Here is a 9,676-nt window from a genome sequence, read left to right as displayed (position 1 = left end):
CTCATGTATTGGGACAGGCTACCTGAGTTTGAGGAAATGGAACTAGGCATGTACATTGATCCAGCCATTAAAGCCGGGAAGAAAAATGACTATTCTGCGGTTTCAATTATTGGGCAGCATCGGAAAACGAAGCAGATGTATGTGATTGACGGGAATATCTATAAACTGTTGCCGGATGATTTGTTCCAAGTGGCTATTGAGAAATTGAAGCTTTATCCTGTAGATAAGCTCGGTTTTGAAGTCAATCAGGCACAAAGCTATATGAAGCAAAAGTTCGAAGAAGAGCTATGGAAGGCGAATATACATACACCCGTAGAAAGTGTTCATTCCAAGGGTCAAAAGCATGAACGCATTATTAGCTTGGAGCCGGAAGTGAAGAAGGGTCATATTCTGTTCAATGCAGATAACCTCAGATATAATAACCAGATAAAAGATTATAACCGAAACTGCCAATATGATGATGCGCCAGATAGTTTATATGGGGCTGTTCAATTGATTCAGTCGGTCAAGAGTTTAAAGTTTTATGATCGAGGCTTATTATTTTGAGACTTTTGCTAGATACTCATTCATTATTTTGATCCAATTTTGTTAAGCTAATGGGCAGGATAACTTAACCAGTTACCCAATTAGTTGTTTGTATTGTTGCAAGGAAAGGGGATGCAAATGGCCATTTGTTTGGACTACGAGTTAGTTGAGATAAGAGGAACCGTTGCTGTGTATAAATTTGGAAACTGCTTGAAGGAATTAGATGGAACTTTTGAGATTGATCTACCCAAGTTGATAAGTGGGGAAATATCGATGCAAGCACCAATTGGTGAAGTAGTGAAACTAAAGAATGACAACCAATCTCAAGCTAAGGCCATCAAAGTATTTGGAAAGATATATAAACATTATCTTGAACATCACGAATATCCTACAAAGGGTGGATATTATGCTTAGTTAATCGGAGTTTATTCTTTTTATCTTATAACGATCAATGGAAGATATAAAAATTACTTAGTGGACTTGAAAAGGAGCGGGAATATGGGCCTGGATGCTTATGTAGTATGCAATTGTGTGAAGGAAGGAAATGTTAAGCCTCCCCCTTTTGATATAAGCTTGCTGGAAATTACGGACGAAGGAATCGACATACTGGAATCTGTAAATGACGAAACCTATGAGCTTTATCAGCAGTGGCGGGAGAACGCTTGCGAGCATGAAGACTTTTACTATTATCAAGACCGGGTTTTTAATGTCGCAGGAGGAAATTTCTTTTATGGAATCATTGACCGGTTGGGGCAGGACAAATTCCCATTATTATTTTCAATTGGGGAGAAGTCACTCTCCGCCGATCAGGCCGAAAAAGCTTTAAAGGAACTGGATATTTTTGAATCAGGAGCAAGCAAGCTGCAAGGGATTTTCCTCGTAGATACTGTATCTAATGATGAATATGGGAGATCTCTTCCTGGAGAGGATAAGTGGTTCTTATCATCTGGAGGCGAGCACACTTATCAGTTAAACGACCGAGGATTCTGTATTCTAGACAGAGATCATCGTGAGCTTTTTCATTCAGTAGCGTTCGCCCAGGAAGTAATGAGTGTTGAAAAAGAAGGACGGAAGCATAAGCATGCAAGATTTCATGATTTGGAGATGGGACGAATTTTTGAATCTTCTTATCCGCTAAGCCGAAAGATATGGGGAATCGATGAGCTGTATTATCCAAAATCTTTTCAGGTCGTAAAGAGAAATCTAAAGGGATCTGATTCTCGACCCGCGCGAGTACTAAGAAGCCTGTTTGAGGCTTCCTTACAGATAGGTAATCCGATCATTTGGGCATAAAGAGACCTGAGATGAAGCATTTGAATATTAACGGAATACGATCCTGTGCTGATTACAAATCCAGACTTTTTGAGATAGCTTAATATTATTCTTAACTTAGCATAATTGAGCTAACGGGAAACTTTAGTTCAACAAGGAACTACCTTATTAAAGGTGGTTTTTTTATTTATGAAGAAATTAACAACCAACAATTACATAGCCCATTTTGAAAGGATTCGATGAGATGCAAGTAACCGAACAAATCATATTAGAGTGTCTAAATGAACTCCAATCGACTGCAATAGCCAAACAGAAATATGCAGATTACTACAATGGGAATCACTCCATTTTAAAGAACTATGCGATGCAAGAAAGCCGAAGCAATCAAAAGCTTCTCTTTAATTTCCCACGTAAGTTCATAGATAACGAAGTGGGTTATCTGCTCGGTAAGCCAGTAAACTATGTGTCCAAGTCAGATCAGGACGAAGCCATACATAATATAGATGTACAAATGAGTCATTGGGACAAAGAGCACAATCTACAGCTTCGGAAACAATCCGAAATCTTTGGCGAGAGCTTTGAATTGAACTATATTGATTCGGATGGTCAGTTTTCAGCCACGGTGCTATCCCCTGTGAATGCGTATGTGTTGGAGGACGGAACAGCAGAAAGAAACGTATTACTTGGCCTACATAAATTTACGAGACGGTTTGATAAGCAAGTATATTTGGACGTGTACACCGACCATGAAATTCTACACTATACAATCGGTAGCTATGATAAACAGAATCAGAGTAAGCCAAACCAATCACCTGAACTGAAATATATCGGCAAACATAATCACATCTTTGGAAGAGTCCCGCTTATCTCCTGTCCAGCTAATACGGAGAGAAAAAGTGGCTTCCATGATGTGATTTCTTTATTTGATGCCTATAACGCATTGAATTCCGATTTGGTCAATGAAATCGCAGATCATCGCAACGCCTACCTCGTGATTGAGAATGCCAAGTTGGAAGCTGACGATTTATTGAATATGAAAAAGATGGGTATTATTCAAGTTCCGGCTGGTGGGAAGGTAAGCTGGCTTACGAAGGAGATTAATGATTCTTTTGTGAAGAACGAGCTAGACAATATTGAACGCAAAATCTTCGATATGATGGATCAGGTTAACTTCAATGAGAATTGGGCCAGCAATACGTCTTCCTTGGCGCTGAGAAATAAACTTTTGAATTTGGAGAATCGAGTGGCAATGCGTGAAGCCTTAATGGAAAAGGCGATCAAACAGCGGTTACGTAATTTCTTCACGTTCCTGCACATTAAAGAAGGAGTTCAATATGATTACCGGGATATTGCGGTGAAGTTTACTCGCAACTTGCCGACAGACTTGGTTGGGATGGCTGATGTGATTGTGAAACTGAAAGAAGTGGTCTCACAGGAAACATTGCTGACGTTGCTTCCATTCGTAGAGAATCCCAAGCTGGAATTCAATAAATTTCATTCGGAGCAGCAACGATTAGTTGGTACGGATAAGGAGGTATCAGATGCAGAATAAAAATAAAATCAAACGGCTGGTTAAGAATAATTGTGCTGGTTATCTCGGAACGAAACATGGCATCTCGAATTATTGCTGTTTACAAGATGGCCCATGTGTATTTTTCGCTCAAGATGATGGTCTGTCCCGTTGTACATATTTTGAAAATGGAGTGTTGCCAATGGATGAGAAGCTGGAGCGAGAATATAAGTCTGAACGGAATGTAAAGACTGAGCCTAAGACAGCGCAACCGAGGGTGAACTGTCAGAAATGTAAGGCTACATTTTCAGCGAATTCGAATCGGCAGAAATATTGTGAGAAGTGTAAGGATAAGAATGCAAACGAAAAGTCGAAATTACGGATGCGTCAGATGAGGAAAAAACAGGCTTGATGTTACGCTTTAGAGGTTTAAAAAGTCCAATAAACTAAGGATGAAAAACAACCCAAAATGAGGAGTTGGTATGTTTGTATCTATTTCTCGTTTTTACGTTTTCTAATGCGTAACATTATTGTATCAGATATGACGTTAAACGAATTCAACATACATATGCGTGTTCGAAAGCTCGAATCCCAACAGGTTCAGTGTTACGCTTTAGGCTATTAAAAAACCGTATAAACAAAGGATGAAAAACAGGCAAAAGTGGGGAGCTGGTATGTTTGTACCTTTTCCTCGTTTTTGTGATTTCTAAAGCGTTACATTGCTGTCCTGAGCATGACATTAAACGGCCCAAACATACATAAGCGTGTTCGGTTCTACAGAGTCGAATGGGCAATAAAGGAGATTATCGAAAATGAATTTAGAACAAATGAAGCAGTTGATTGAAGAAAACCAAACCAATGAGGAATGGCAAACGTATCTTCAGGGTTTGAATCCGTATAGCGTAGAAGGGATAGAGCAATTCATTCAATCTAATAAGGAAGCAAAAAGTTGGTTCGATAGCACGGTGGACAAACGATCAGCTAAATCGTTGGAAACGTGGAAAGCTAATCATCTGGAAAGTGCAGTGGATGCTGAGATCAAGAAGCGATTCCCGGCTAAGGATGAGAAAGAAATCGAGGTCGAGAAGCTACGTGCTGAAGTAGAGCACATGAAGCTGGAGAAGCAGCGTGAACGGTTAACCAGCCAAGCGATCAAAATAGCATCCGAAAAGAAACTTCCACTCCCGTTAGTGGATTTTTTTATTGGTGCAGATGAAGAAGCGACGACAGCGAATTTAGCTATGTTGGAACAATCGCTGCAATTGGCTATACAACAGCAAGTCGAGCAACGGCTCAAAGGGGATGGCTATACACCTCCAGCTAGTTCAACAGGTAGCACATTTACATTGGATTCGATTAAAGGAATGTCGCCAAACGAGATTAATCAGCATTGGGATCAAGTCAAACAAGCATTACAAAACAAACAATAATAAACGAAAAGGACAAGGTGAATAGATATGACAGTACAGAATTTTATTCCTACCATTTGGAGCGCACGTTTAAATGAAAGTCTGAAGAAGAATCTGGTGTATGGGAATGTGGTTAACACCGATTACGAAGGGGAAATTCAAGGCCAAGGCTCTACAGTGAAAATCAATTCGATTGGGGCAGTAACGATTGGCAATTATGATAAGGTGGCAGGAATCGGAAATCCACAGGAACTAGATGCTACGCAAAAGACGTTGGTGATTGATCAGGCCAAGTATTTCAATTTTCAAGTGGATGATGTAGATGCTGCTCAAGCGAATGTGAACTTATTGGATGGTGGGATCGTGGAAGCTTCCTATGGACTAGCCAATGTGATGGATCAGTATCTTGCTGGATTTTACACGGAGGTTAAAGCAGAGAACCTGATTGGCAATGATACCGCGTCTATTGTTCCAACGAAAGATACAGCCTATGATTTGCTGATTGATTTAGGCGTGCTGTTGGATGAAAATAATGTGCCAGAAAGCGAGCGTTTTGTGGTGGTTCCTGCATGGTACTATGGTTTGCTCTTGAAAGATGCCCGTTTCACCAAAGACTCAAATATTATCCGCACAGGCTATGTCGGAGATATAGATGGCATGACCGTTTATAAATCTAACAATGTGCCAAATACCGGAGGAGCCAAGTATAAAATCATCGCAGGTCATAAGAGTGCGATTTCGTTTGCCGGGCAAGTAGATTCGGTGGAAGCGTTCAGACCAGAGAAACAATTTTCAGATGCAGTGAAAGGATTGCAAGTGTTTGGAGCCAAATGTATCAAGCCGGAAGCTCTCGCTGTACTCACAGCCAATAAGTCTTAATTGAAAGTGGATGATATGAAAACACATTATAATAGAAGGAACACGTTCGGGGTGTCCGTTTTGGATGCCCTATTTTCAATTTAGGAGGGTAATAAAATGTGGTTTTTGAATCAGGAAACAGGATGTATATGGGAAGTAACAAATCAGGAGTTAATACTACGGTTACAGACCAGTGGGCATTATGAGCAAGTGGAAGAACCTCAATCAGATGAGATTGCAGAAGATGAACCTGTAACGAAAGGTCAAACGGTCAAGAATATGAAACGTACCGAGAAGGTACAGGTAAAGGAGGAACAGGAGCCAGTACATGAGTGAGCTAATGGATTTAATGAAACGATTATTAGGCATAGAGCCAACAGATATATCCAAGGACGATATCCTGATCCACTATTTGAATAAAGCGAGAAGTAATATTCTGGGCTATTGTAATGTGGTAACACTGCCAGTGGAATATGATGATGTTATGGTCGATTATGCGGTGTATCTTTATAAAAATAGGGATTCGGTTGGACTTATAACTAAGCAAGAAGGTGAACGCTCAGCTACGTATGAAACAGGGATTCCAACAAGTATTCGATTGGCTCTTCCTCTACCTAAAATCAAGGTTGGAACAGATTAATGTTCTACGATACGAAGTTGGAAATTTTAGATAATGCCAATTTCAAACCTGTTTTGTTGATGATGGCAGATGTACAACCTTATCGCAAAAGTTTTTCATTTGAAGATGGTTACACCTTGGAGACGACACATCGAGCTTTCTGTCCACTGGAATCCTTATTGCAATTAAACGGCTATGTTCGAATTGGTGAGGATATCTTTATCATTTTGGACATGAAGGTATGGAGTGATTATGTGGAGTTGTACCTTTATCGTTGTAAGCAGGATTTTGGTTTGGAGGAAGAGCAATGACACGGAGCTTAGAACCATGGATAGATTTCTTCCTGCGAGAGAAAGGCGAGCTTGTACACATAAACGGTGTAAAGCAGCTTGGTCTGATTCGAGATGCGACAGATACCATTCAAATGACCGATGAAAAACTCATTCGTGCAGCAACACCCTTACATACAGGAGATATCGTGGATTATCGTGATGAACGGTATTTAATTACCAGTCAGGTGGATCGAAATGAACAGTCTTGTCGAGGCAGAATGAAAAAGTGTAACCAACGGCTGGCTTTGAACTGGAACGGGCAGGTAAAATGGTTTGATGCTGTGGTGGAAGCCAGAACGTTTTCAACGGAAACAGGTAAAGTTATCTCCATGCCAGAGGGAAATATCCTGGTTACAGTACAGGACAATGCAGATACGAAGGGCATTACATTGAACCAACGATTCTATATGACTCATCAGCCGTTTAAAATAGTTGGAATGGATCGCATCATGAATGGCATCATCCAGTTAAGCTGCACATTGGATAGCATAAATACAGCTTATGATGACGTGGAACATAACATTGCAGACAGATGGAAATATGAGATTACTCATACATATGCATTACATATTCATCAGGGAACGATAGCTCATGTGCTGCTCAACGAAACGTTATCTTTGAAAGTAACGGCTACGGATAATGGGGATGAGATAGCCAATCCGCTGATTACCTATACATCCAGTGATCCGAGTGTAATTAGCGTAGACCAGCAAGGTCAGGTTATGGGCATCGCTTTGGGACAAGCAAGCATCACCGCAAAATTAACGTATCACCCTACAATATTGAGTACGATTGAAATGAGAGTTGTCGAAACAGGAACGCATATCTATTCGATAGCCATTACCGGCAATCCCATACTCAAAACAGGCCAAAGCGCCTCATACGTCAGCCATATTTATGATCATGGAACAGAAGTGTTTGACCAGTCGGTAGAGTGGAGCCTACGGAACCAAGATGATTCAACTCCTATCATGGGGAGCAGAACAGCCAGCACAGGAAATAGTGTGACGGTGAAAGCCGGAAGCAGTAGTCGAGCGAACAACAAAGTCCTTGTGTTGACAGCCACCTTAGTAAGCGATCCTAGCATTACCGCAGAAAAGAACATTAGCCTTAAGAATTTATTCTAAGCTTTATATCTATACGGCTTGCCTTAGAGGTGAGCCATTTTCATTTAAAAGGAGCCACATACATATGCAACGAAAATCTATTGATTATCTACTGAGTCTAAGCCTATTGAAGCAATTGAGATCACAACATGTCATTACAGAAGAAGAATTTATAGCCATTGACCAGCTTAATAAAAAATCTTTCAAGTAGCCGTAATATGGGCAGAAATGGACTTGATGATGTGCCGCAAGCATTATACCATGTGACCGTATAAAGAAGATATGGAAGGGAGAAACACCTATGGCCCAAGCCGCAACCGCAAAAAAAGTCGTCGTCGTTCCCATTAAAACGATGGACATCGTAGAAGGAATTCAATCGATTCAAAAGAAGAAAGTCGCTGCCTATTGCCGAGTCAGTACCGATTCCGAGGAGCAAAAGGAAAGCTACACCAATCAGGTCAACCATTATACTCAATACATTCAAAACAACTTGGAATGGGAAATGGCTGATATTTACGCAGATGAAGGGATCACTGGAACCAGCACCAAAAATAGAACACATTTTAATCGGATGATACAGGATGCTCGAAACGGTAAACTGGATCTCATTCTGGTCAAGTCGATTTCGAGGTTTGCTAGGAATACACTGGATTTATTGAAATATGTACGGGAACTCAAAAGTCTCGGAGTCGCTGTATTCTTTGAACGAGAGAACATTAATACACTGGATACCACAGGTGAAGTATTACTGACCATCCTGAGTTCTCTTGCCCAAGATGAGAGTCGAAACATTTCTGAAAACAGTCGATGGGGCATATTACGTGGCTTTCAAAACGGCAAAGTCTTCTGCAACACGACTCGCTTTCTCGGCTATGATAAAGATGAACATGGTGAATTGGTGATTAACGAGCCAGAAGCAGAGATTGTACGCAGAATATACGAGGAGTATTTGGATGGGAAAAGCTATCAGGCGATTGCTAGAGGATTGATGCGAGATCACATTAAAACAGTCACGGGTGGCGATACGTGGTGGGATTCCTCCATTACCTTAATTCTGACCAATGAGAAATATTACGGAGCTTTGCTTCAGCAAAAGACGGTAACGGTAGATTTTCTAACGCACAAACGAATAAGGAATAAAGGACAGGAGCAGCAATATTTAATTGAGGACAACCATGAACCGATTGTATCCAAGGAAATATTTGAAGCGGTGCAAAAGGAAAAGGAACGGAGAGCCAAGCTGAAAGGGAGTGTGATGGGGGAGAGTAAAAGATACTCCAGTAAATACGCACTGAGCAGTAAAGTATATTGTGAATGCTGCGGGGCCATTTTTAAACGCCGAACCTGGAACAGCAATAATCCATCCAAAAAAGTGGTATGGCAATGCAAAACGTATGTCAATGAAGGTAGAGCAGCGTGTGATGCCAAATCGGTTGATGAACCAGTTTTACATTCCGCGTTTGTACGATTGTTCAATCGGATGTATGAGAATAAGAAAGGATTCATGAAGACGTTGAAAGGCAATATTGAATCGGTGCTTTCCAGCAAAGTAGAGCAAAAATCGTTATTAGACATCGAAGGACAGATGCAACAATTGAAATCCGACCTGAAGGAGTTAGTGAATCTCAAGCTGCGAAATCAGATTGATGAGATTGTATATGAAGAAGAAACAAACAGGCTTTCCAGTGAACTCAACGAGCTACGACAACAGAAGCTGACACTGGAGCAGGAGCATGAGCAAAAGGCACAACTCAAGGAACGTGTCGATGAAATCATCCAAGTACTAAGCACACAGCAGGATATACTAGAACAATTTGATGATAACCTATTTAATGCGTTGGTGGAGAAGATAACCGTTCTCTCACCAGCGCATTTTGTTTTTACTTTGAAAAGTGGAATGAGCATAGACGAAATACTGGACTGATGAAACATAGGCTAATGCGATCAATGGGCTAACGAGTAAATGTGGGTTGTATGACGGGAAGGATCAATCGAATCCCGTCTTTTACTCCTTCCATATAGATGGATTGTTTGTCCTGACTTAG

At 40.8% G+C, this 9,676-nt stretch carries 13 protein-coding genes; all 13 read left to right on the top strand.

The features are described from left to right. A partial coding sequence (gene terL, locus QD47_RS28300; protein ID WP_044649263.1) for a phage terminase large subunit occupies window positions 1–546 on the top strand: 546 nt, incomplete at its 5' end. A 117-nt stretch (window positions 547–663) separates the two neighbouring features. Continuing rightward, the gene (locus tag QD47_RS28295) at window positions 664–939 is read left to right on the top strand and encodes a hypothetical protein (RefSeq protein ID WP_044649262.1); all 276 of its coding nucleotides are present in this window, start codon (window positions 664–666) and stop codon (window positions 937–939) included. An 84-nt stretch (window positions 940–1,023) separates the two neighbouring features. Next, entirely contained in the window at window positions 1,024–1,818 is a 795-nt protein-coding gene (locus QD47_RS28290) for a hypothetical protein (protein ID WP_044649261.1), read from the top strand. Between the two features lie 223 nt (window positions 1,819–2,041). Continuing rightward, window positions 2,042–3,349 carry a phage portal protein gene (locus tag QD47_RS28285; protein ID WP_044649260.1) on the top strand — a complete coding sequence of 436 codons (1,308 nt, stop codon included), beginning with the start codon at window positions 2,042–2,044 and terminating at the stop codon, window positions 3,347–3,349. Next, window positions 3,339–3,719, top strand: coding sequence for a hypothetical protein (locus tag QD47_RS28280; protein ID WP_044649259.1), 381 nt, complete (start codon window positions 3,339–3,341; stop codon window positions 3,717–3,719). The genes QD47_RS28285 and QD47_RS28280 overlap by 11 nt, the downstream gene beginning before the upstream one ends. Before the next feature lie 400 nt (window positions 3,720–4,119). Continuing rightward, window positions 4,120–4,737 (top strand): DUF4355 domain-containing protein, encoded by a 618-nt coding sequence (locus tag QD47_RS28275; protein ID WP_044649258.1) that lies wholly within the window; start codon window positions 4,120–4,122, stop codon window positions 4,735–4,737. Between the two features lie 27 nt (window positions 4,738–4,764). After that, complete coding sequence (locus QD47_RS28270; protein ID WP_044649257.1) at window positions 4,765–5,595, top strand: P22 phage major capsid protein family protein; 831 nt, start codon at window positions 4,765–4,767, stop codon at window positions 5,593–5,595. Window positions 5,596–5,691: 96 nt separating this feature from the next. Then, a complete protein-coding gene (locus QD47_RS28265) occupies window positions 5,692–5,910 on the top strand; it encodes a hypothetical protein (RefSeq protein WP_044649256.1) in 219 nt (72 codons plus the stop codon). Further along, window positions 5,903–6,214, top strand: a complete 312-nt coding sequence (locus tag QD47_RS28260; RefSeq protein ID WP_044649255.1) for a phage head-tail connector protein — start codon at window positions 5,903–5,905, stop codon at window positions 6,212–6,214. Before QD47_RS28265 ends, QD47_RS28260 begins: the two co-directional genes overlap by 8 nt. After that, on the top strand, window positions 6,214–6,504 hold the full coding sequence (locus QD47_RS28255) for a hypothetical protein (protein ID WP_044649254.1): 291 nt from the start codon (window positions 6,214–6,216) through the stop codon (window positions 6,502–6,504). Before QD47_RS28260 ends, QD47_RS28255 begins: the two co-directional genes overlap by 1 nt. Next, the gene (locus QD47_RS28250) at window positions 6,501–7,652 is read left to right on the top strand and encodes an Ig-like domain-containing protein (protein ID WP_044649253.1); all 1,152 of its coding nucleotides are present in this window, start codon (window positions 6,501–6,503) and stop codon (window positions 7,650–7,652) included. Before QD47_RS28255 ends, QD47_RS28250 begins: the two co-directional genes overlap by 4 nt. A gap of 64 nt (window positions 7,653–7,716) precedes the next feature. After that, window positions 7,717–7,842 carry an SHOCT domain-containing protein gene (locus QD47_RS33995; RefSeq protein ID WP_283657219.1) on the top strand — a complete coding sequence of 42 codons (126 nt, stop codon included), beginning with the start codon at window positions 7,717–7,719 and terminating at the stop codon, window positions 7,840–7,842. A gap of 90 nt (window positions 7,843–7,932) precedes the next feature. After that, on the top strand, window positions 7,933–9,555 hold the full coding sequence (locus tag QD47_RS28245) for a recombinase family protein (protein ID WP_044649252.1): 1,623 nt from the start codon (window positions 7,933–7,935) through the stop codon (window positions 9,553–9,555). Window positions 9,556–9,676: the final 121 nt, after the last annotated feature.

Source organism: Paenibacillus terrae, from assembly GCF_000943545.1.
Taxonomy (GTDB): Bacteria; Bacillota; Bacilli; order Paenibacillales; family Paenibacillaceae; genus Paenibacillus; species Paenibacillus terrae_A.
The sequence above is the reverse complement of the archived record's forward strand: the minus strand, read 5'-3'. Positions and strand labels throughout refer to the sequence as shown.